Source organism: Desulfosporosinus sp. HMP52 (genome assembly GCF_000765145.1).
Taxonomy (GTDB): Bacteria; Bacillota; Desulfitobacteriia; order Desulfitobacteriales; family Desulfitobacteriaceae; genus Desulfosporosinus.
This window is the reverse complement of sequence record NZ_JMGA01000020.1, coordinates 1-20154: the sequence shown is the minus strand read 5'-3', so window position 1 is coordinate 20154 and position 20154 is coordinate 1. Positions and strand designations below refer to the sequence as shown.

Below are 20154 nucleotides of genomic sequence, written 5' to 3'. Positions count from 1 at the left end.
GTTTCTCCTTCTTCTTACTCTTTGAATTGCATTCTTTTTGATACATTTTCCAAAAACTTTCTTTAGGGAAATGAATTATAAGCAAAGGATTATTTGATTTAAAATAGAATAGTATATATAGTTTGTCCTAATTCAATTATCCTCTAATAATACTCATCAGATTTCGGGTTATAGGGGGCACATTTCTATGTCAAGTCATCAAAAAATGGATTCAGAAAACAACTTTACATTGATAGAACGAATTCAGGTATTAGAAAGCCAACTGGAAGAAATACGTTTACAGACAAATGTTCTTTTAGATATTGCCCGCGCGCTAAATGCATCTCTTGATCCTAAAGTTATTGCTGCTAATATTATAAGCGCCATTGCTTCCCTTATTAGCATTGATCAAGCAAGCGTGTGTTTATTCAATGAAAATACTCAAGAGTTTGAAGTTATTGGAGTTTTTGATTCACGTACAATCACTCCAAAAATTCCACCAAATCTTGATTTCTCTTTTCTCGCTGAAGTATTATCGAAAGGTGTTACTCATTATTGCTCACCTGGCAACAGAACGCAGAACTGGGAATGGATATGTTGTTTACCACTTCAAAATGCTCAGCATAAGACTGGTACCATAAATATTCATGCTATCAGACAACCTGAAATTACTCCTGAGCAAATGCAATTTCTTGAAACTGTTGCTGGTCATGCTACTTCAGCCTTGGAAAATGCACTTTTGTATGCCATAGTTGAACGAGAATCAATTACTGACGGCTTAACTGGTGTCTATAATCATCGTTATTTCCAAAAACGCTTGCATGAATATATTTCACTTTGTCAACGTCATAAAAGATCTGTAACTTTTGGCTTGCTTATGGTTGATGTTGATAACTTCAAACAATTTAATGATTGCTATGGGCATGTTTTTGGTGATACAGTTCTAAAAACTATTGTGCGAGAGCTTAGAAACAATTTACGAGAAGAAGATCTAATTGCCAGGTATGGAGGAGAAGAATTCGTGGTTCTTATTCCCGAAGCAACAGAAAAAATCGTCCTATTTATCAGCGAAAAGATTCGGGAAGTAGTTGAGAATACAAAAGTCTATCATCTAACATCTCCTTATGTATCTGTTACAGTGAGTATCGGTGCTACTTTATGGCGCCCCTCTGATACTCCCTCATCCGTACTCTTAAGAGCAGATCATGCTCTGTATGAAGCCAAAACTACCGGGCGGAATCAAAGTATCTACCGATAATACAGATAGGTAGAAATATAAGATTCTATGCTTTAAATAAGACCAAAAAAAAACACCCGTTATGGGTGTTTATTTGATCTTATTTGAGGTTGTTTATCTAGGCTTGAACTGCCCTGGGCAATGTGCCATTACTTTTGGGTAAGTTGGTCGTTAATTTCACAAGTTGACAGCACGAAGCAGCAATTACAACTGCACATCCGCCTAAAAATCCACCAATTATTAATACAGGAATGAAAGCTAACATAATAACTCCCCCTCTCAAATAATTGTTCTTCTGTCTACTAAAAGTTAAGCAACAGCATTAATTGTTCTTATCTTCACTATTATAATATCAAACATATAAAAAAAAGGAAAGTGATTGTGATCACTTTCTTAAAATTTAACTCTTTGGAATAGTCTAAACGTTCAAATTCATCTGTCATCTCCACGCAATACCCTGCTCCGTATAACTCACTTGTTTTTTACTAAAGTCATTAATCCATTGTGTAAATGCTTGAGACTCCACTTCCGGTACATGTACGAGTAGCTGAACAACCTCACTAAAATCTTCCTTTGAAATTATCCAATTACGCAGTCCAAATTGATACTTAATCATTTCAAACCATTCATAGGGTAGAGTTAAATGGTACACCTGATAAAGTGACAATTTCTTTAAATTGGTCTCATTAATTAACTGCCGGGCTGTTCCACCATATGCTCTGGACAGGCCACCAGTCCCCAGCAGTACACCGCCAAAATATCTCACTACAACCAACAATATATTCCATATATCTCCATGTTGTAAAATATCCATTACGGGACGTCCCCCCGTCCCTTGAGGTTCTCCATCGTCCGAAGACTTCTCAATTAAGCCTTCATATAATCGATAAGCGTAGACGTAATGGCGAGCGTTGGGATAATTATCACGAATATTTTTCATTGCCATGTCAAATTGATTTATTGAGGTCAGCGGAACTGCAATTCCGATAAAACGGGATTTATCAATTATTTGTTCCCATGTATTCATTTCAGAAATTGTGTTGAAGGATTTCACTTTACATCCCCTGATTACGAGCTTGAGCTTTAGCTATAAAAGAATCGGCATCAATAACAAAACGTTCGTGCTTCCCAACACCAATCTGTCCGGCATCATCAAATGCTTCGACCGTAAAAACTAGTTTTCGACGGTCTATTTCCACAAGTTCAGCGATGGCGAAAACATTCACACCTAAAGGGGTTGCAGCATTATGTTTAATTGATAAGGAAGTTCCTACACTTGATTGTCCTTCAGGCAACTCTAAGGCATTAACAGCAGCTTGTTCCATAAGGGCAATCATTGCCGGAGTTGCAAAGACTTCTAGCTGTCCACTCCCCATAGTTTTTGCAGTATTTAAGGTACTTACAGTTGTCTGGGCCCGTCCTTTTCTACCAACCTTTAAATCCAAAGCGAACACATCCTATTCTTTGTAAGATTATCGATTTTCTCAATTAGTTTACCACAAAAACAGATAATAGCGTTGTGTTTCTTCACAACGCTATTATCTGTTTTATTATGCTAATCGAGTCACCTTTAAATATTATTAATGATGAGCTCCCCGTGAAATGTCACTAAGAGCATCACCTGCTTCATTGATATGGATTTTCTCAACTGCCAAATCCCCTAAAGCAACAATTCCAGCGATTCTCCCCTGTTCTATAACGGGTAATCTCCTGATTTGATTATCCGCCATTATACGAGCAGCTTCGTGTACATCTTGATCAGAAGTTACTGTGATAACCTGGGAGGTCATTATGTCCTTAGCGGATACACTACTAACATTCTTTCCATCAGCTATAACCTTTAGAACAATATCTCTGTCAGTAATAATACCTAAAACTTTCTGCCCTTCACATACAGGAATAGAACCCACATCATTACGCTTCATCAAGCGTGCAATTTCTTCAACTGAAGAACTAGGAGCTACTGTTTCAATCTGTCTAGTCATAACGTCGCGAACTTTCATACTAATCCCTTCCTTTTAACAAGATTTCATCAATTATCAAGGATAGTATGATCAATAAATACAGAATCATGCAAGATTAAAATGTCCTTATGGTTTTTTGCCTGAAACAATTGCCACAACACCACCAGCCAAATTAGTAAAACAAGCATCCTTCAGTCCACACTCTGTAAAAATTCGAACTAATTCTTCTTGAGCAGGGAACTCGCGTGCTGAGTCATGGAAATATTGATAAGCACTCGCTTTTCTCGTCCAGACTTTACCCATTAAAGGAATCAGTTTTTCAAAATATAACCAATATGCTTGTTTAAATCCTAATAATGATGGTTTAGCCATATCAAGTGATACTACTTTTCCTCCAGGCTTAACCGTTCTTATCATTTCTTTTAAACCTTGTCTCAAATCGGGCAAATTCCTTAACCCCCAGCCAACTGTGACACCGTCAAAAGAATTATCGGGGAAGGGTAGTTCCATTGCATTCCCTTGAACAAAACGTATATGAGCCGAATTTGAAGTTTGTTGCAAGGATCTTTCGGCGACTTCCAACATTTTTTGAGAAAAATCTAACCCAGTCACGTTTCCTTCTGAGCCCACAGCTTGTCCTAGTTCAAAGGAAAGTTGACCAGTTCCGCAACAAACGTCTAGTATATTCATACCCGGCATTGCTCCAACCTTTTGGACGGCAAGACGCCGCCACCCTTTATCCATTCCCAGGCTCATTAAGGTATTCATCAAATCGTATCGCGGTGCAATAGAATTAAATGTCTCTTTTACATATGTAGCTTTATCTTTCCCTGCAAAATCCATCATAATCTCCCTATCTAATGATTTATAGTTATTATTAGCATTTTCTTAAATACTACCCTTCCGTTAAGCATTTGTCTAGAGAGACTGTCTTCTGGTTGGAATTATCTTGCCTCATTCAAAGGCAAATCTTCATAAGCGAACTATTTGGCTGATGATCCCATAATTATAGTGTTTATTGCAGTATACTAAGATTAACAGTATACTGTAATAAACAGTTAGGAGGCATCAATTTGAGCAAATCTAAACAGAGTCGTCATACAAATGCATTTATTCTTCTCCTTTTAGAAAAATCATCTTCTGCCTATGGTGCCCAAATTCTTTCTAGCTTGCAGGAAGAATTACCCTTTTGTTTAACTGACAGTCCCAGTGTTTATCGTGCCCTTCAAGATATGGAGGAAAAGAAATGGGTTGAAGCGAGTTGGAAAACTTCAGAGTCTGGATCTCCTCGGAAATGGTATTCCATCACTCCTTCCGGACAAGCTGCTCTCAATAATTATGCTCAAGACATTAATCAACGCAAAGCAAATTTGGAGTATTTTCTTAACAGCTATACTCAAATCATTAATGACAAGTCTGAGGAGGAATATCCAAGATGACAGAATCTAATCGGTCCATTGAGTATTCAACAATTGGTATACTTTCGTTAGCTCATATGTTAAATGACATGTATAGTAACTACTTACCTCAAATGCTTCCCTTTCTAGTAGCTGCAACAGCTCTTAACGCCACGAAAGCAGCAATATTAGTCTCAGCGTTTACTATCAGTTCTTCTTTCATACAGCCAGTCTTTGGCTATTTTCTTGACCGCCAGGGTAAACGATGGCTTGTCCATGTAGGAACCCTATGGATGGCAATTATGCTCAGTTTGACCGGCTTAGTCAACAACTATTTGCTTTTAGTTCTCTTAGCCAGTCTTGCCGGTCTCGGAACAGCTGCCTTTCATCCTCAAGCATCAACAATGATAACTGTTGTCAGCGGTGATCGTAAAGCAGTTCTACTCTCCACATTTATCGCCTTTGGAAACATTGGTTTTGCACTCAGCCCCCTAATACTGGTTCCCCTATTTCAGAACTATGGTCTTAGTGCGACAATTTATACGATTATTCCAGGTATTATTGTCGCACTGTTATTATACTTTTTCGCCCCAACTAATCATGTACTTCGTGGGGGAACTACGCCACCTACTCTGGCCGAGGTATGGCTTTCGTTACTGAAAGCTCGCAAAGAACTTTTAGCAATTACTAGTGTCATTGCCATCCGTGCACTAGCCTATACCGGTTTATTAACCATTCTCCCCCTATATTTCCACGAACAACATCTTTCCTCTATAACCTCCAGTCATTTAGTCTTTATAATGCTCTTTGCTGGAGCAATTGGAGGGATTTTAGGGGGGTATATATCGGATCGATTTGGCAGAAAACCTTTAACGATCGGTTCTCTGGTTCTAGCTACACCATGCTTTTACGGTTTCCTTTATACAAATGGCACTTTGAGCGTTGTTTTGCTAGCTCTCGCCGGTGCCTGCTTGTTATCCAGTTTTTCCGTAACTGTAGTTGCAGCTCAAGAAGCCATTCCCAATAATAAGTCTTTAGCCGCCGGGTTGACGATGGGATTCGCAGGAGGGGTAGGGGGCCTTCTGGTAATACCCATAGGGAGAATAGGAGATCTTTACGGCCTATCAACCTCAATTTCGATATTGTTCTTACTCCCACTTCTTGCCGGACTTACCGCATTATTTATGAGAAATCGACCTGCGGCAAAGTCGCAACGAATCGCCGCACGATAATTATTAATCTAGTGTCATCTATTAATTGTAGGAAGAGCCCTGTCACTTATATCCTAATTTGGTATAAGTGACAGGGCTCTTCCGGGTGTTTTTGATTTTTTTATATAAAGTTTCTGTTCAAATTCCCTAGAATTCATTTATTTGATATAGAAAGCTCTCCTCATAAGCTCATATATTAGTTCTTCAATTCCTTCTAAAGGACGAGGCTTCCTTGAACTTACCCAGTCACTAATGGCTGCATCCAGAGTTCCGAAGAACATCTGCCGACCCACTTTTATATCCGCTAAAGTTATTTCTTCTTTCTGAACTCCTTCATTAAGAACTTGTTCAATTAAATGAAAATACTCTCTTAAAGGCCCTGAAATAGCTTCTCGAATTTTTGGGTCAGATTGTCTTAACTCAATCTGCGTAACTATTGCCAAAGATCGATTTTCCTGCATGTATTTAAGATGAGTCCGAATTATACAAAATAAGCGTTCTTTAGTTGTCGTACATTGCGCTATTGATTGTTGGATCTCACGAATAAAATTCCCCATGCGATCCGAAAAAAGGCTAACCAGGATATCTTCTTTATTCTTAAAATATAAATAAATAGTTCCGTCTGCTACTCCAGCCAGTTTGGCAATTTTAGATACTTGGCAAGTAAAATAGCCGTATTCCGCAAAAGCCTCCGTGGCCGCATCCAGAATAGCATGATATTTCTCCTCACGGGGCTTAATCATCAAATCATAAACTCCCTTCATCCAGACCATCAATAGTGTAGATAAATTATTCTATCCACTTTATATCATATCATATATTTTTTCCAACATCATCTTCCGAAACATCCACTTCTTGTAAGTAGATGTCCTTATTCTGCTTTAGTAGGGCTATCCCCCCCGAGAAGTCTCGGAGTTCAACTTTAGCGGAACAAGTTCACTTACCGTAAACTTGATTTAGCATTGTCTGGCCTTTCTCAGTCAGTCCCCAAAAAGTAAATGTTTCTGGTGAATGGAAGCCACAATTTTCACAGTGCCCACTGCAGCGATTCATTCCACAACTCGGGCTGCATGCTTGGCCAAAGATTTCTCGACAAATATATCCCATGTGTTCCATCTGTTCTAAAGCGCTTTCAATTTCCTTTAACGAATAGCCTACCTCAAGAGCAAGCTGTGACATTGATAAGGTAGCTTCTTTACGAGACAAAACTTTCAAAATATCTGTAAGCAATCCGATTCACTCCCCAGGGTTTTCTAATCACTGGATGCCAAGAAACAGTCCGACATGGAGAATAAGCCAACCCACTATAAAACTAAGCAAAAGGTTATAGACAACGCCGAAACTTGTCCAACCAATACTATGGGATTCTTTATAGGTCGTTACAACAGAAGCCAGACAAGGGATATATAACATATAGACAACTAAAAAAGTATATGCTCCTAACGGAGTCATAGCTCCGGTCATAGCTTGAGCAATCGACTGGGAAGCATCTGCAGCAACACCATATAGAATTCCTAAGGTAGAGAGAGTTGTTTCTTTAGCGGTAAAGCCAAACACAATAGCTACCATAATCCTCCAGTCAAATCCCAAGGGTTGTCCAATAAAGGTAAGCCATCCTCCCATCTTACCTGCCCATGTCTCATCCATAGGGACTCCCTGGGGATAGGAACTTAAGACCCAAACAACAATCGAAGCAACTAAAATGAACGTCCACGCCCTTCTTAGGAAGGAATAAGTTTTTTGCCAGGTAGGCAATAAAATATTGCGCAGAGTAGGAATGTGATATAAAGGGAGTTCCATAACAAAGGCTGAGCGTTCCCTTTGTTTAACGACTCTTCTTAATAAGATTGCTGAGAACATGACCAGAATCATGCTTAAAGATAAAAGACTAATCATAATAACGGCACCCAGAGATCCTGGAAAAAAGGCTGCCACAACAGCACTCATTACACCTAAGCGCGGAACACAAGGAATCAATGGGTTAATTAACATGGTAATCAAGCGATCTTTAGGATCTTCTAAAGTTCTTGTAGCCATAATGCCCGGTACATTACAGCCAAACCCGGACACCAAGGAGAAAAATGATTTTCCATGTAGTCCCATGAGCTGCATAAACCGATCTCCTAAAAATGCGGCCCGTGCTAAATAGCCACTATCTTGCATTAAAGAGAAAAAAGCAAAGAATATTGCAATTTGAGGAACAAAAGCAAGAACAGCACCAACACCAGCGAAAATTCCATCTCGCACTAAGCTTTGAATAGCAACAGGAATCTGCACCTTCTGCATCAGACCTACAATCATATCTGCGGCCCAAGCCATTCCATCTGAAACAGCACCACCTAAAGGTGCACTGGCAACAAAGGAAAACCAAAATACTACAGACAATATTATCAACATAATTGGATAACCCCATATCGGAGATAATATCCATTCATCAAGTCTATCCGTCCAAGTACGTTTTATCGGGCCCTCGTTTATCCTGAATTCTGGCAGGATCTTAGAAATATATTGGTACTTGGCATCCGCTACGGTCATTTCAAATTTGTCTTTGCTCCACCCTTCAACTTCATAAGCCTGGAGCAAATCTTCTCCAGGCAAGGTGTCCGTATCTTGCAGTACGTATTTTATAGAATCTCCTGAGTCACAGCAGGAATCATTATTCTTCGACCTTTTGGAGTTCTGAGGTATACTCCTCCAGGTCTGTCCAATTTCCGAATCCCGTTCTAAACGTTTAATAGCCAACCAACGCAAGGGATACTTTGTCGCCCAGATTGTATCCGCTAATAAATGTTCCATTGCTTGAATCCGTCTTTCAAGTTCCTCTGGATAAGGAACCTCATCCCTTAAAGGATCTTTTTTGAGGTTTCCCACTCGGATTGCCTCAGACAAGAATTCTTCGACTCCTTGTCCTTTGGCAGCAACAATTTCAACAACAGGCACATTTAAGACCTGGGCTAATCTATTAGAAAGGATTTTTATGCCTGCAGATTTAGCTAAATCCATCATGTTTAAACCGATTACAACTCTTGGGGCTAGCTCAAGAATCTGAAGAACTAAGTAAAGGTTTCGTTCAATATTTGAAGCATCAACCAAAGCCATAACAACATCTGGTTTTTCGCGCAGAATATACTCACGTGTAACAATCTCTTCCTGAGAATATGCGGTCAGACTATAAGTACCCGGAAGATCAATCAGTTCAATTTGTTCATTGGCTCTCTGAATTACTCCTGATTTTCGTTCTACAGTTTTTCCCGCCCAATTTCCTACTTGTTGATTTGATCCAGTCAAAGCATTAAAAACTGTGCTCTTACCAACATTAGGATTACCCATAAGAGCTATTTTCATGACTCCACCGCCTCCTCTCCATGCAACACAAAAATTATGTCCTAGCGGCACCTCTATACACACAATAAGAATAATGCGATTTTATTAACAATTGATATTAATACAGGTTAAATATCAGAACCTGATACAGATTCTTAATCCAGGCAATTTTGGTAGAACTAGGCTAACGACTTGCTAACGATGGTTCCAGAAGACTTTGCTCAGGTACAGAAACTATTATCTTAGCACATTCCCCACGGCGCATAGCTAAGTAATATCCTTTCAAACGAATCTGAAGCGGGCCACCAAATGGAGCACAACGTACAACTTCTATTTCTACTCCCGGGACAATTCCCATATCCATCATTCTCCGGCGCAAAGCACCTCCGCCTTCAATATGCTCAACACGCGCCCATTCCCCAGGTTTTACATCCTGTAAAAAGCGTTCCATTAGTTCCCCCCCTTTATCAAAACGATAACCATTCTCAGGCCTACTTGAAAATATAACTGAGAATACATCTCACTTCATTTACAGAATACTATTCATTTAAAACCCTGTCAATAATAAAAATTCGATTGCATAGGGCGGTCCCTAACAACCTACAGACCATTGCATCAACGCGCAAAGACATGATATAATTAAAGTAGTATTATATGGTAACAGGGGAGCTGGGGTTACTGGCTGAGAGGGACTATTGTCCGACCCTTAACCTGATCTGGGTAATGCCAGCGTAGGGAGCAGAGATAAGAACACGCCGCATTATTATTTGCGGTGTTTTTTTATATTCTAACCAAATTACAAGGGAGGAAAGATTATGGCAAATATTATTATGGCTCTACAAGTTGTTCCCAAAGTCGAGGAATCACGAATCTATGAAGTTGTGGACGAGGCCATTAAAGTAATTGCAAAGAGTGGAGTTACTTACGAAGTTGGCCCAATGGAAACTACTATGGAAGGGGAACCTGACCAACTCTGGGCAATTATTAAAGAGGCTCAAGAAGCTTGCATTCGGGCTGGTGCATCCAGAGTAATGTCCTATATTAAGATGGATTACGTCCCTACAGGCTCTACAATAGGCGAAAAAATTGATAAGTACCGCACCAAATAGATGATCAAAAAGAAGTGGAAAGATAGAATTCCTTCACTGCTATTCTTCCTCTTTCTTCTCGGGATGTGGCAGTTCCTTACTATCACCGCTCAAATCCCCCTTTGGATTCTTCCCACACCTTTCCAAATCGCTCAAGCCCTATGGGAAACACGCCAACTCTTATGGATGCATACTCTAACGACATTACTGGAAACAACTGTTGGGTTCCTTCTCGCCGTTATCTTCAGTCTAATAACCGCTGGTATTATGGTTTTATCCCCTTGGATTAAACGACTTATTTATCCGTTTTTGATTATATCTCAGACGGTTCCACTGATAGCCATAGCCCCCCTTCTAATTCTTTGGCTGGGATATGGCCTCACCCCCAAAATTATTATCATTATTATAGTTTGTTTTTTTCCAATCACGATTAGCCTTATTGAAGGATTAGAATTGACTGATCGGGACCTACTTAATCTCTTGAAAAGTATGGGGGCCACCCGTTGGCAAGTCTTTTACATCGTTCGCTGGCCTCATGCCCTGCCTTCATTTTTCTCAGGCCTTAAAATTGCCGCAACTTACAGCGTCATGGGAGCTGTTATTGGGGAGTGGCTTGGCTCTAGCTCCGGTTTAGGGGTATACCTGACCCGTTCGTCCCATTCGTTTTTGACAGATCGTGTATTTGCAGCAATTTTCACCATTACCCTACTAAGTTTTGTTTACTTTACACTTATCTCTGCTCTTGCTCGAATTGCCTTGCCCTGGATCGCTAAAGATCCGGATGATAATCTTAACTAGCAGGTATTTTTCTTCAAGCTAGAATTTATTGGAAAGGACTTCGATATGAAAAAATTACTTTCTTTATTAATAATCTCTCTTTTACTGTTGGGATGCAGTGCAAATCCTTCAACAACTGATTCCTCTAAAGCAGAATCAACTACTGAGGTAACTCTTATCCTCGATTGGACTCCTAATACAAATCATACGGGTATCTTTGTAGCAAAAGACAAGGGGTACTTTGCAGAGGAAGGGCTAGTTGTCAAAATCCTGGAACCTTCCAGTTCCGGAAATGTTGAGCAGCTAGTTGCTGCAGGCAAATCAGAGTTTGGAATTAGTCAACAAGAACAAGTTACCACAGCGCGAGCTAATGAGGTTCCAATTGTCTCTTTAGCGGCAATAATTCAACATAACACCTCCGGTTTTGCATCTCCAACCATGAAAAACATCCATAATGCTAAAGACTTCGAGGGTAAGACCTACGGTGGGTGGGGCCTCCCATCTGAAGATGCTATTTTAAAAGCACTCATGGAAAAGGATAAGGCTGATTTCTCAAAGATAAAGATGATTAATATTGGTGAAGCCGATCAACTAACCTCCTTAACAAAGGATATAGATTTGACTTGGATTTTTTATGGTTGGACAGGGATAGAAGCAGAATTACGCCAACAACCATTAGACATGCTTTGGCTGAAAGACGTGGATCCTGCTCTAGATTTTTATACCCCTGTTGTAATTACTAACGAGGCTACCATAAAATCTCAACCGGAGCTCGCAAGGAAATTTATGAAAGCTGTAAGCGCTGGGTATCAGTTTGCCATTAAGAATCCTGCCGAATCTGCCGAAATCCTAATAAAGAATGCACCTGAAGCAAATCCTGAGCTTATTCGCAAAAGCCAAGCATGGCTCAGTCCTCAATATCAGGCAGACGCTACTCGTTGGGGAGAACAGAAAATTCAGGTTTGGGAAAGTTATGCAAAGTGGCTTGTCGAGAGAGATTTATTGCCACAAATGATCGATCCCGCCAAAGCCTACACTAACGATTTTCTACCTAATTCTTAGGGGGAAGAAGATGGGACTTACTCTTCAAGGCCTTTCGAAATCATATTATAACCCACATCTTGATCGTCAAATGAGGATCATTAATTCTCTAAGTTTTGAGATAGAGACTGGTTCATTTGTTTCATTGATTGGTCCTTCGGGATGTGGAAAAAGTACAATATGTAATCTTATAGCAGGTATAGAAAGCCCCGATTGTGGCCAAATCATGCTGGACAGCTCCTTGATTAATGGCCTTTCTGGGAATATCGGTTACATGCCTCAAAAGGATTTACTTTTACCCTGGCGTACTCTTCTAGAAAATGTTCTGCTGGGATGCGAGATACAGCATCAAGACAAACATAATGCGCTAGAGGAAGCTCATAAATGGTTAAATCAATTCGGACTAGCATCCTTCACAAACCATTACCCCCATCAATTATCAGGTGGGATGCGTCAACGGGGTGCTTTGTTGAGAACAATTCTATTTGGCAAAAAAACTTTGCTGCTTGATGAACCTTTTGGAGCCCTAGATGCCTTAACCCGCCAAGAAATACAACGCTGGCTGTCATCTATCTGGAACCAAACACGCCATACAGTTTTGTTCATAACCCATGATATTGACGAGGCTATACTTCTTTCCGATAAAATAATTGTTTTGAGTCAACAACCGGCGTCTGTTCTACAAGAATTGATTGTCCCCTTTCCTCAACCACGTAATCCCGATGTACTACTTTCAAGTGCATCATTAGACCTTAAAAAAGAGTTATTGAATTTACTCATCAAGTAAACTCATACCCCTAACCCATTAACCTAAAAAACCAAAGGCTTTGATCAATATGACCAAACGCCTTTGGTTTTTTAAATTAATTTGGTCTATATTAAGAACTATCTCTTCAGACAGTTTCATTAGTGGGTTTAGTCTTTAAGAGCTTCTGTCTAAGAAACCTAACATCATCATCAATAAATCTATGTTGCACTTGCTTCACATTAAATCTAAAGAGCTTAAAGATAAACTGAATGATATAGCCAAGGACAACAGACATAATCAACGTTCCTACTCCTACGAAGCCACCTAATAGGTATCCTACAATAAGAGCGCTGATTTCTATAGAATTTCTGACAAACCTCACCGATCTATTGGTCTTTTTAGTTAAAGCAATCATTAAACCATCACGTGGACCGGAACCTAATCCTGCTCCGATGTAGAAATAACTGGCAACTCCTACAATAAACATGCCTAAAAACATCATGATAAGGCCAGAAACAAGGTCATTTGCTATCGGAATAAGATAATTTAACATTATCAAATCCATAAACAATCCAATAAACAGCATATTGCCAAGAGATCCCCACCCTACCCTCTCTCCTAAGGCCGCATTGATGATTACTAGAATAATTCCTACTCCAATGCTAGCTTGCCCCATCGTAATACCTGTAAGATGGACTATTCCTTGATGAAAAACATCCCATGGAGCCAACCCCAGATTGGCATTAATTGTCAACACAATGCCAACTGCAAACAAGAATAAACCTAAAAATAACCTTATAATCCTTTGAACCATTATTATCACCATAGCCTTCTGCCTTAAAGATAAATACATAATTCTAACAGACAATTATCATACTTATTATAGTGCACTATAGTTATATCTACTAATATTTCAATAATAAGGAGGGACTCAAATTATGACAAAGTTTAACAAGCTCTCTGAGCATGGAAATGTAAATTCATCTAACCCTACTTCTAAAACTTCTCCTGAACCTAATACAACTGGAAAAAGCAAAGATGATGTGATTTTCACAAAGGATAAAAGCCCTGATGATCTAGAAATATTAGATTAGACTATACCATTACTCTTCACTTTGTGATCTTCGTTATCTGTTTTTCTTTTGCTATTTCTAAATACCAATAAAGCTTACTAGCCCAGTCAGCTAACTGTCTTCTATCTTCTAATATATCAACTGAAACCCCATAATATGGCATTAATGTCCGTTTATAAGAAAATGGTTTAAAGTTGATCAGTCACATCTTCTTTGTAACTATTTCTAATCCCATTAGACCAAACACATCAAGTCAATTATAGTTTATATTACAAAAGGCCAGGGATAAATCCCTGGCCTCTTGTTATTCATCATTTTAGTAACGACGCATAGATTGGAAACAATCACGGCAGTACACTGGTTTTTCACCCGATGGTTGAAATGGAACTTCCGTTTGTACACCGCAGCTTGCGCAGACTGCTGGAAACATTTCACGTTGTGGACGACTTCCGAAATTACCTCTACCGCCACCACCTGATTGTTGTTTGCGTGCCTGACGGCAAGCAGGACAACGTGTTGGTTCATTTTCAAAACCTTTTTCAGCATAGAAATCTTGTTCACCTGCTGAAAATACAAATTCTTGACTGCAATCGCGGCATATTAGGTATTTGTCTTGAGCCATAATAACTCCTCCTTATTTGGTGTTCTTGTATGTTGGATCCTACAAATTATCATCCGTGCACCAAATAAGGTCAGAACTCTGGATTCCAATTTAAGTTAGGCCCAAGTTTTAACAAGCACACGGTCAGTATAGCAGAGGGTGTGCGGATTATCAACCAAAATTTGCTACAATTTATTATCTTTCTTTAAATTGTAATATTAAAACTTAATAGATAAAGATTTGATTAGGTTTGAATATTCAAATCCTCCAAGGCCTTTCTTAGTCTGGCAATATGAAAGGGTTTAGTCATATCTTCCCCATGCCAATGACAATCTAATATGTCTGCATCTTTAACGATCTCCTCAAGTGGTGATCCAATTTCCTCCTTCTTAGAATGATTAATGACAGCCTTAATAATGAGCTCTTTGGTTTCCTTTGTTTCACCTCTTTGAGTAAGAAAAGCCCTTACTGGCTCTTCACCTTTTGGGGCATGCTCATTCTGACGTCCCGAGAACCACCTACCAATATCATGCAAAGCACAGGCTAAGGCAGCCCACTCCACATCTACACCTCTTTTTTCCGCTAACATACGCCCAATTTGAGCACAACTTGTAGCATGTATCTTTTCCCACAAAATAGGATAATCCCGTTCAGCCGTCTGTGCACCTATTTCATCCAATAAAGAGTAGATGTCCTGCAAATCATTAATAAATTGCCAATTCATAACTTCTGCTCCTTTAAATCTTCTTTACAAAAAAAAGAAATAAGTGTCATCGCCCCAATTGTCTCTTCTAACCCCTGCGCTTAATTTTATCTTCAACTGCCTATTAACGCAACTTCATTAGGAATATAATAGGCTCTCTTCCCCCTAATGTATTACAATTTGGCGTCTAAGGTATGAGACCAATCGCTTTGGCAAGAACTTGTGAGTAAAATTTAAATAAATAATTGGATTAAGTATTTTAATACGTTGTAAGTTAACTGCAATAGTAAACTATTATCTATGAATAAACTTAAGGGCATCACTTTAAAATTGATGTTTTATTTTAATATTTCCTTAACCTAATGGCTAGTAATCATTATTATATCTGATATTATCTACTTGTTCTTTTGAGGATTAACCATTATTATTGGACATAACCAGAATGATCAAAGGAGATGACCCCACCTATGCTTGAGCTTAAAAACCATACAGAAATAGTTGTCCAACAGGCGCTTAAAAAATATCTCGGCAATAATACTCTAGGTTGCTCATGCGAGCGTTGTCAGGCTGATATTATGGCATTGGCTTTAAATCGACTGCCGGCACGCTATTATGTTTCTTCGCGAGGAGAAATATTGACTCAGTTAGAGTCCCAAACATCTCCTGACCAAGCACGAATTATGGCTGAGGTAGTGCGTGCAGCCCAACAAGTAAGTGCTACACCATCTCATCAGCATGATCAAATAAAATAATATAGCTTACTCAGCATTAATCACAGTTATCACAGATAGAACTACCAATACAAATATGGTAAATACCCTAAAAGAATCATCAATTACCGACTTTATGCGCACCGGAGTCCATTCAATTTCTGCCATTTCCAATCCTCCTTACACTTATTGTATGTGTTTTATTTGATTTGTGAATTGCAGAAAGACCTCAATTTTGAAATGAGGTGAATTAATGCTTAACTCTGAAGACCTTAACCGTTTTTCCCTATTTTCGTCTTTAAGCTCTCAGGATATCGCACCGCTTCTCCCCAATCTTATAGAACGACGTTACCGTCGGGGTCAGATATTATTTGTCGAAGGCGAGATTGGATCATCAGTTTACTTTGTTCTTACCGGGCAAGTTAAACTTAGTCGATCCACTCAAACCGGCGAGAAGCAAATAATTGATTGGTGTGGCCCCTATGAATGCTTTGCTGAGGTTTTGCTACTAGAGTCTGGTTCATATGCAGCAACTGCTGAAGTAATTAAAGACAGTACCTTACTGGTTTTAAACAATGAAATAATGCCTCGATTATTAGAAGCTAACCCAGCTCTATCCGTGGCTCTTATACGTACCCTCAGCCGAAGATTAAGACTTGCTCAAGAATTTATAAGGATTTTGACAAATCGTTCAACCACCGGAATACTTGCGGCCCTTCTCCTTCGCTTAGCACGACCTGCAGTTACAACGGGAAGACCAATTTTTGTTGATGCTTCGATGACCCACAAGGACTTAGCTAGCATGATTGGAACATCACGAGAATGTGTCAATCGAGCAATTAATGGTTGGAAGCGGGCAGGGATTTTAAAACTGGTTGATGGTCGCTTAGAAATTCTAAAACCCCATGAACTTGCTGACTGGCCCTAATTAAACACCATTGAGTTTGTACTCATCGGTCGCTCGAATTGGCATATGATCCGCCAGCATTCATCCCAGCTTACATTAGGTTGACGCCGCCAAAAGACCATAGCTGCACGAGTTTTTTCGCACTCTCGGTCATTAAGCAAACTTTGATTGGGGAGTTTTCCTCCCCAGGCATTGACCCATTCTTGATAACAATGGGACATTTCTGTTGATTGGTTCCTCAGATAGCGCATAGTATAGACACTTGTTAACCAATGAATAACTTTATCTTCACTGCCCCTCGCATACACTTGGCCATCCAAGTCAATTCCAGCCACTAATAAAAGCAAGAATAAGAAGTGTACTCTAACAGCTTGCCGCAATGTTTCCGGATTGATCTCATTTAGCTCCGCAAATCGTCCTAAAGGTTTTAAAAACAATTTAACCGAAGGATCTCGATAATTACATATTCCAAACGCCGAAAGTGGGATTGGATATACATCTTCCAATCCACTTTCTTGCAATTGTCCAACTAAATCACGTTCAGCTTGGACTAGACGTTGTTCTTTTAACAGGAGTTGCTCCGCAGTTTCTCGCAAGAAGGATTCTGCTTCTTTTGGGCGCTCCGGAAGGGAATCTGCCCATTCACGCAAACGTGATCGCTTGGGCATAAGAATTTCAATAATCGAACCAGTTTCTTGATGTAATAATTTAAAACCTTGGCGAACTCGATCAGGATCGCGATATAGACCCCTCATAAGTGTTTCAGCTGGTTGGGGAATTTCTACAGATTCCTCAAACCGTACGACTACTTCTCCATTTCGCTCTGGAAACTTGAGTCCCATAGCCTTTTCAATCTCTAATCTTATTGAAGACATGTCTGATCCCCCCTAGCCTTGTCTCTAGTTTCATCCTATGGATTCAACCACTAATTCAGACCATGCCTGTATAAATTTGACCATTATTCATTGCTTTGTTAAAATTAGTAAAACATATCAGAAACGAGCTGACTAAAATGTCGAAGCGCACTTATCACGAGATGAGCCTGGACCCTTTTCAAGAAGAGGCTCTTGATGCCATTGATGCTGGCAAATCAGTCATTGTTGCTGCACCTACTGGTACTGGGAAAACCCTTGTTGCGGATTATTTAATAGAAAAGGCCATGAAAGAACATTTAAGAGTAATCTATACCGCACCAATCAAAGCACTCAGCAATCAAAAGTTTAGGGACTTTAAAAAAATGTTTGGAGAAGAAGCTGTAGGGATAATGACAGGAGATGTTGTTCTCAATCCTAATGCTCCTCTACTAATCATGACGACAGAAGTATTTCGCAATCAAGTTATTACTGAAGATCCATCCTTAGAATTTGTGTCTCACATTGTGTTTGATGAAATTCACTGGCTGAATGACGAAGAGCGTGGGACGGTATGGGAAGAATCAATTATTTTAGCCCCTCCAAAAATGAAGATACTTGGCTTAAGCGCTACAATTGCCAATGCCAAACATCTCGTGGACTGGATTGAATCCATTCGCCACGAAGAGGTTGCTCTTATTGAAGAACATAATCGGGTTGTACCCTTAGAGTACTTTTACTATACAAAAGACACCGGCCTTGTCGATTACGATCAACTATGGCGCTACTACCGCCGGAAACTTAAAGATCGAACAAATGACGAAAACCCCTTTGGCTCTACGACCCACTTAGACCTTATTCGAACCATACAACGCCATCATCTCCCTGCACTATTTTTTGTGTTTAGCCGAAGACAATGTGCTATAAAAGCAATGGAATTAGCTAATATCGCTAATTATCTGAAACCTGCTGAACGAAAGATTGTCGAAGAAAAGTTTATTCATCTCTTTGGTTCCGAGTTTGAGTGGTCATCATCAACCCGTCAACTTAAACGTTTATGTTCAAAGGGTATTGCCTATCATCACGCCGGATTACTGCCCTCTCAAAAAGTTATCGTTGAAGAACTATTTCTGGAAAGACTTATTAAGGTTCTCTACTGCACAGAAACATTCAGCGTGGGGATAAACTACCCCGTCAAAGCCGTCTGTTTCGATTCATTAAATAAATACGATGGCAGGAATTTTCGGCCTCTTGCCAATCATGAATTTTTTCAGATGTCCGGCCGGGCAGGACGTCGTGGTCTGGATGAAAAAGGTTACTCCTTTGCCTTAGTTGATCTGGCATATATGGAGAAAAGCCCACCGCCAAAATTCCAGTTAAATCGCCTAGAACCTCTAACCAGTCAATTTAGACTTACCTACAATACTGTCCTTAATCTAACTGCGACATTATCTCAGGCACAAATAGAAATCTATTTCCAAAAGAGTTTTTCATCCTACAGCTACAAGCTGAGTTCAGAGAGGCTTAATCTAGAATTAGCCCAGATTCAGCAAAAGCTTGAAGGAACTCATCAGCATATTTGCGGAGAGGTTGGCTCCTTTAACTGTCCGCTAAAACACCATCCAAAGCGAAAAGAGTTAGAGAAGCTAAAAAAAGTCTATAAATCTTTAGGACCTCGCAAGCAATCACGTGTATACGGAAGAGAGATGGCTCGCAAGATACGCACCTGGGAGAAACTTCTCTCTCAAACTCCGAAAAATTGTGCGCCACAGCATCAGGAAAACTGTTTTGCTCAAAGTAAATCTTACTTGACGATTAAGCAGCAGCAACAGGAACTTCAAAATGCCTTGGCAGCCCTTCCTGAAGAAAACGCTTTTCTTCAGGAATTTGAATCTAAGAAAAACCACCTCAGGCAGATTGGCTACTTAAGAGGTGATGAATTATTGCCTCGAGGAACCTGCGCTAGTCGTATTTATGTTCAAGAACTTTTAGTAACCGAACTAATATATTCAGATATTTTTACACAGTTAGATGATGATCAACTAAATGCATTACTTTCCAGCGTTGATTTTGAAGCTCGAAAAAATGATATGTTTCAAAAAACAAGCGTCTTTGATGCAAATCCAGTTAAAGAAATTGCTGAGTATATTCAAAGTATCTGTGGACAAGATTCCATTAGATTTGATCCTCGTGTGGCCGGAATTACCCACGCGTGGAGCCAAGGCAGTACGTTTGTTGAAGTACAGGCTATGTGCAACCTGGACGAAGGGGATATCATCAGTGTTTTTAGACGCACTATTGACCTAATGCGGCAGATGAGAGATGCTGTAAGTGACTCTGCCCTGCGTACCCGGTTGAAGGTATGCATGGAGAAGCTAGACCGGGATGAAGCTGCAATAATGGAACTCTAAAAAAACTATACTATAAAACGAAGAACGGGAAAAGCTGAGAGCTTTTCCCGTTCTTCGTTTTATCCACCGTAACCCTATCGGAGGTATTTCAAAAATAACTCATATGTCAAGTGTTACTCTGAAACCTCAAAC

At 39.7% G+C, this 20154-nt stretch carries 24 protein-coding genes and 1 riboswitch; of the genes, 11 read left to right on the top strand and 13 right to left on the bottom strand.

What is annotated here, in order from left to right; all coding sequences use genetic code 11:
• The first annotated feature begins 187 nt into the window (after positions 1-187).
• Positions 188-1237, top strand: a complete 1050-nt coding sequence (locus DP73_RS08650) for a diguanylate cyclase (RefSeq protein ID WP_034598885.1) — start codon at positions 188-190, stop codon at positions 1235-1237.
• 97 nt (positions 1238-1334) lie between these two features.
• Here the strand turns inward: DP73_RS08650 and DP73_RS23405 are convergent, their stop codons facing one another.
• From DP73_RS23405 to ubiE, 5 genes are all read right to left on the bottom strand, one after another.
• A complete protein-coding gene (locus tag DP73_RS23405; protein ID WP_014903515.1) occupies positions 1335-1481 on the bottom strand; it encodes a hypothetical protein in 147 nt (48 codons plus the stop codon).
• 174 nt (positions 1482-1655) lie between these two features.
• Entirely contained in the window at positions 1656-2270 is a 615-nt protein-coding gene (locus tag DP73_RS08645) for a YigZ family protein (RefSeq protein ID WP_034598884.1), read from the bottom strand.
• 1 nt (position 2271) lies between these two features.
• On the bottom strand, positions 2272-2661 hold the full coding sequence (locus DP73_RS08640) for a thioesterase family protein (RefSeq protein ID WP_034598883.1): 390 nt from the start codon (positions 2659-2661) through the stop codon (positions 2272-2274).
• A 135-nt stretch (positions 2662-2796) separates the two neighbouring features.
• Positions 2797-3219 (bottom strand): CBS domain-containing protein, encoded by a 423-nt coding sequence (locus DP73_RS08635; protein WP_034598882.1) that lies wholly within the window; start codon positions 3217-3219, stop codon positions 2797-2799.
• An 87-nt stretch (positions 3220-3306) separates the two neighbouring features.
• Complete coding sequence (ubiE, locus tag DP73_RS08630) at positions 3307-4023, bottom strand: bifunctional demethylmenaquinone methyltransferase/2-methoxy-6-polyprenyl-1,4-benzoquinol methylase UbiE (RefSeq protein ID WP_034598881.1); 717 nt, start codon at positions 4021-4023, stop codon at positions 3307-3309.
• Positions 4024-4253: 230 nt separating this feature from the next.
• On the opposite strand from ubiE, the gene DP73_RS08625 reads away from it, so the two are divergent.
• Together DP73_RS08625 and DP73_RS08620 are read left to right on the top strand one after the other, a co-directional pair.
• Positions 4254-4619 (top strand): PadR family transcriptional regulator, encoded by a 366-nt coding sequence (locus DP73_RS08625; RefSeq protein ID WP_034598879.1) that lies wholly within the window; start codon positions 4254-4256, stop codon positions 4617-4619.
• The gene (locus DP73_RS08620) at positions 4616-5809 is read left to right on the top strand and encodes an MFS transporter (protein WP_034598878.1); all 1194 of its coding nucleotides are present in this window, start codon (positions 4616-4618) and stop codon (positions 5807-5809) included. The genes DP73_RS08625 and DP73_RS08620 overlap by 4 nt, the downstream gene beginning before the upstream one ends.
• Positions 5810-5946: 137 nt before the next feature.
• Here the strand turns inward: DP73_RS08620 and DP73_RS08615 are convergent, their stop codons facing one another.
• The 4 genes from DP73_RS08615 to DP73_RS08600 all read right to left on the bottom strand — a co-directional run bounded on the left by DP73_RS08615 (position 5947) and on the right by DP73_RS08600 (position 9563).
• The gene (locus DP73_RS08615; RefSeq protein WP_034598876.1) at positions 5947-6531 is read right to left on the bottom strand and encodes a TetR/AcrR family transcriptional regulator; all 585 of its coding nucleotides are present in this window, start codon (positions 6529-6531) and stop codon (positions 5947-5949) included.
• 193 nt (positions 6532-6724) lie between these two features.
• Positions 6725-7018 (bottom strand): winged helix-turn-helix domain-containing protein, encoded by a 294-nt coding sequence (locus DP73_RS08610; RefSeq protein WP_034598875.1) that lies wholly within the window; start codon positions 7016-7018, stop codon positions 6725-6727.
• A 27-nt stretch (positions 7019-7045) separates the two neighbouring features.
• A complete protein-coding gene (gene feoB, locus DP73_RS08605; RefSeq protein ID WP_034598874.1) occupies positions 7046-9133 on the bottom strand; it encodes a ferrous iron transport protein B in 2088 nt (695 codons plus the stop codon).
• Between the two features lie 163 nt (positions 9134-9296).
• The gene (locus tag DP73_RS08600) at positions 9297-9563 is read right to left on the bottom strand and encodes a FeoA family protein (protein WP_034598872.1); all 267 of its coding nucleotides are present in this window, start codon (positions 9561-9563) and stop codon (positions 9297-9299) included.
• 201 nt (positions 9564-9764) lie between these two features.
• Positions 9765-9867: riboswitch (TPP riboswitch) on the top strand.
• Positions 9868-9927: 60 nt separating this feature from the next.
• On the opposite strand from DP73_RS08600, the gene DP73_RS08595 reads away from it, so the two are divergent.
• Genes DP73_RS08595 through DP73_RS08580 form a run of 4 tightly spaced genes read left to right on the top strand, consistent with a single transcriptional unit; the run spans position 9928 to position 12805 of the window.
• Positions 9928-10221 carry a thiamine-binding protein gene (locus tag DP73_RS08595; RefSeq protein ID WP_014903526.1) on the top strand — a complete coding sequence of 98 codons (294 nt, stop codon included), beginning with the start codon at positions 9928-9930 and terminating at the stop codon, positions 10219-10221.
• Positions 10222-10998 (top strand): ABC transporter permease, encoded by a 777-nt coding sequence (locus DP73_RS08590; RefSeq protein WP_034598871.1) that lies wholly within the window; start codon positions 10222-10224, stop codon positions 10996-10998.
• A gap of 45 nt (positions 10999-11043) precedes the next feature.
• The gene (locus tag DP73_RS08585; RefSeq protein WP_034598869.1) at positions 11044-12039 is read left to right on the top strand and encodes an ABC transporter substrate-binding protein; all 996 of its coding nucleotides are present in this window, start codon (positions 11044-11046) and stop codon (positions 12037-12039) included.
• 10 nt (positions 12040-12049) lie between these two features.
• Positions 12050-12805, top strand: a complete 756-nt coding sequence (locus DP73_RS08580) for an ABC transporter ATP-binding protein (protein ID WP_034598868.1) — start codon at positions 12050-12052, stop codon at positions 12803-12805.
• Positions 12806-12911: 106 nt separating this feature from the next.
• On the opposite strand, the gene DP73_RS08575 is transcribed toward DP73_RS08580, so the two are convergent.
• Complete coding sequence (locus DP73_RS08575) at positions 12912-13580, bottom strand: hypothetical protein (RefSeq protein WP_242865727.1); 669 nt, start codon at positions 13578-13580, stop codon at positions 12912-12914.
• Between the two features lie 124 nt (positions 13581-13704).
• Here DP73_RS08575 and DP73_RS23400 point away from each other — a divergent pair, with 124 nt between their 5' ends.
• Entirely contained in the window at positions 13705-13860 is a 156-nt protein-coding gene (locus tag DP73_RS23400) for a hypothetical protein (protein ID WP_165574396.1), read from the top strand.
• Positions 13861-14155: 295 nt separating this feature from the next.
• On the opposite strand, the gene DP73_RS08570 is transcribed toward DP73_RS23400, so the two are convergent.
• Positions 14156-14461 carry a zinc-ribbon domain containing protein gene (locus DP73_RS08570; protein WP_014903533.1) on the bottom strand — a complete coding sequence of 102 codons (306 nt, stop codon included), beginning with the start codon at positions 14459-14461 and terminating at the stop codon, positions 14156-14158.
• Positions 14462-14684: 223 nt separating this feature from the next.
• Positions 14685-15164, bottom strand: coding sequence for an HD domain-containing protein (locus DP73_RS08565; RefSeq protein ID WP_034598864.1), 480 nt, complete (start codon positions 15162-15164; stop codon positions 14685-14687).
• A gap of 446 nt (positions 15165-15610) precedes the next feature.
• Here DP73_RS08565 and DP73_RS08560 point away from each other — a divergent pair, with 446 nt between their 5' ends.
• Entirely contained in the window at positions 15611-15895 is a 285-nt protein-coding gene (locus DP73_RS08560) for a late competence development ComFB family protein (RefSeq protein ID WP_034598863.1), read from the top strand.
• A gap of 211 nt (positions 15896-16106) precedes the next feature.
• Positions 16107-16781, top strand: coding sequence for a Crp/Fnr family transcriptional regulator (locus DP73_RS08555; protein WP_034598862.1), 675 nt, complete (start codon positions 16107-16109; stop codon positions 16779-16781).
• Here DP73_RS08555 and DP73_RS08550 read toward each other — a convergent pair.
• On the bottom strand, positions 16778-17635 hold the full coding sequence (locus DP73_RS08550) for a hypothetical protein (protein ID WP_034598861.1): 858 nt from the start codon (positions 17633-17635) through the stop codon (positions 16778-16780). The genes DP73_RS08555 and DP73_RS08550 overlap by 4 nt on opposite strands.
• 137 nt (positions 17636-17772) lie before the next feature.
• Here DP73_RS08550 and DP73_RS08545 point away from each other — a divergent pair, with 137 nt between their 5' ends.
• Entirely contained in the window at positions 17773-20022 is a 2250-nt protein-coding gene (locus DP73_RS08545; RefSeq protein ID WP_034598860.1) for a DEAD/DEAH box helicase, read from the top strand.
• The last annotated feature ends 132 nt before the right edge of the window (positions 20023-20154 follow it).

Coding starts and splice junctions, on each gene's coding strand:
- DP73_RS08575 (WP_242865727.1), bottom strand. CDS start 13,580: ATGGTTCAAAGGATTATAAGGTTATTTTTAGGTTTATTCTTGTTTGCA.
- DP73_RS23400 (WP_165574396.1), top strand. CDS start 13,705: ATGACAAAGTTTAACAAGCTCTCTGAGCATGGAAATGTAAATTCATCT.
- DP73_RS08550 (WP_034598861.1), bottom strand. CDS start 17,635: ATGTCTTCAATAAGATTAGAGATTGAAAAGGCTATGGGACTCAAGTTT.
- DP73_RS08650 (WP_034598885.1), top strand. CDS start 188: ATGTCAAGTCATCAAAAAATGGATTCAGAAAACAACTTTACATTGATA.
- DP73_RS23405 (WP_014903515.1), bottom strand. CDS start 1,481: ATGTTAGCTTTCATTCCTGTATTAATAATTGGTGGATTTTTAGGCGGA.
- DP73_RS08580 (WP_034598868.1), top strand. CDS start 12,050: ATGGGACTTACTCTTCAAGGCCTTTCGAAATCATATTATAACCCACAT.
- DP73_RS08555 (WP_034598862.1), top strand. CDS start 16,107: ATGCTTAACTCTGAAGACCTTAACCGTTTTTCCCTATTTTCGTCTTTA.
- DP73_RS08565 (WP_034598864.1), bottom strand. CDS start 15,164: ATGAATTGGCAATTTATTAATGATTTGCAGGACATCTACTCTTTATTG.
- DP73_RS08635 (WP_034598882.1), bottom strand. CDS start 3,219: ATGAAAGTTCGCGACGTTATGACTAGACAGATTGAAACAGTAGCTCCT.
- DP73_RS08620 (WP_034598878.1), top strand. CDS start 4,616: ATGACAGAATCTAATCGGTCCATTGAGTATTCAACAATTGGTATACTT.
- DP73_RS08600 (WP_034598872.1), bottom strand. CDS start 9,563: ATGGAACGCTTTTTACAGGATGTAAAACCTGGGGAATGGGCGCGTGTT.
- DP73_RS08590 (WP_034598871.1), top strand. CDS start 10,222: ATGATCAAAAAGAAGTGGAAAGATAGAATTCCTTCACTGCTATTCTTC.
- DP73_RS08585 (WP_034598869.1), top strand. CDS start 11,044: ATGAAAAAATTACTTTCTTTATTAATAATCTCTCTTTTACTGTTGGGA.
- feoB (WP_034598874.1), bottom strand. CDS start 9,133: ATGAAAATAGCTCTTATGGGTAATCCTAATGTTGGTAAGAGCACAGTT.
- ubiE (WP_034598881.1), bottom strand. CDS start 4,023: ATGGATTTTGCAGGGAAAGATAAAGCTACATATGTAAAAGAGACATTT.
- DP73_RS08570 (WP_014903533.1), bottom strand. CDS start 14,461: ATGGCTCAAGACAAATACCTAATATGCCGCGATTGCAGTCAAGAATTT.
- DP73_RS08545 (WP_034598860.1), top strand. CDS start 17,773: ATGTCGAAGCGCACTTATCACGAGATGAGCCTGGACCCTTTTCAAGAA.
- DP73_RS08560 (WP_034598863.1), top strand. CDS start 15,611: ATGCTTGAGCTTAAAAACCATACAGAAATAGTTGTCCAACAGGCGCTT.
- DP73_RS08615 (WP_034598876.1), bottom strand. CDS start 6,531: ATGATTAAGCCCCGTGAGGAGAAATATCATGCTATTCTGGATGCGGCC.
- DP73_RS08595 (WP_014903526.1), top strand. CDS start 9,928: ATGGCAAATATTATTATGGCTCTACAAGTTGTTCCCAAAGTCGAGGAA.